The sequence below is a fragment of the Bacillus sp. JJ1127 genome (genome assembly GCF_036965845.1).
In the GTDB taxonomy this organism is placed as follows: domain Bacteria; phylum Bacillota; class Bacilli; order Bacillales; family Bacillaceae_G; genus Bacillus_A.
The window spans coordinates 1-1,067 of the sequence record NZ_JBALQK010000342.1; the positions used below are offsets into that span (position 1 = coordinate 1).

The 1,067-nt window shown below is 39.7% G+C and carries 1 protein-coding gene; it reads left to right on the top strand.

The genetic code is table 11. The features are described from left to right. The first annotated feature begins 107 nt into the window (after positions 1-107). Positions 108-1,058 carry an IS30 family transposase gene (locus tag V7183_RS24035; RefSeq protein WP_335361083.1) on the top strand — a complete coding sequence of 317 codons (951 nt, stop codon included), beginning with the start codon at positions 108-110 and terminating at the stop codon, positions 1,056-1,058. Positions 1,059-1,067 lie beyond the last annotated feature (9 nt).

Sequence of the window (1,067 nt, forward strand, 5' to 3'; positions counted from 1 at the left end):
GACGAATTGTATTATTAAGTGCGACACCTAAAGAAAAGACAAAAAAAGCCCACCTCGCTTCGTGTAAAATAGAAGTTACCACACAACTTTTCACACGGAGGACGAGTATGAGCTATTCACATTTTACCATGTTTGAGCGTGGACAACTAGAATCACTTTATAAATTAGGGTATTCCACAAGAAAAATTGGTGCGACTTTGAAGCGTCATCATTCTTCTATCGCACGAGAGTTAAAAAGAAATTCCCAAGAAAACAGTACGTACCACAGTGAACAAGCACATAGAAAATATATCCAGCGAAGAAAAAATTGTAAACCTATCGGTAAATGGTCCAGAGAACTTGCGAAAAAAATTCAAGAAAAATTAGAAGTTACTTGGTCCCCAGAACAAATCCAGCATGGTTATTTGAAAGGGAAGGTTTCCTTCAAAACAATCTATAACTGGTTATATCAAGGGAAACTATTCAAACAGGACCTGTCTTTATTAAGACAGAAAGGGAAACGTCAAAAACCAAAAGAGACACGCGGACGATTCAATGTCGGGACGTCTATTCAAAAGCGGCCATCTGAAGTTAGAAAACGAGAGACATTCGGACACTGGGAATTAGATACAATCGTCTCGAGCCGCGGAAAAAGTAAGGGTTGTTTCGCGACGTTTGTGGAACGAAAAACACGGTATTACCAAGCGATTGTCATCCCAGACCGAACAGCAGAATCTATGGAATTCGCCATCAAACAAATCGCTGCCATGTATTCAACCACTGCATTTCAAACAGCTACTGTTGATAGAGGAAAAGAATTTTCGTGTTATCAACGAGTGGAAAACAACCTGAAAATAGCGGTGTTCTTTGCCGATCCGTATTCTTCCTGGCAACGTGGAAGTAACGAAAACGCAAATGGCCTATTACGTGAGTTTTATCCGAAAAAAACAGATTTGAGCCTTGTTTCACAAAAACAATTGAATCAAGCACTACTTCTTATTAATCGAAGACCAAGAAAATGTTTAGGTTGGAAAACTGCCCACGAAGCGTTTCAGGAGGAACTGTCGCACTTAGATTGACAAACTGTC

What these genes read in the sequence shown, in the direction of transcription:
- V7183_RS24035 (WP_335361083.1), top strand. Translation starts at nt 108, where the DNA reads ATGAGCTATTCACATTTTACCATGTTTGAGCGTGGACAACTAGAATCA.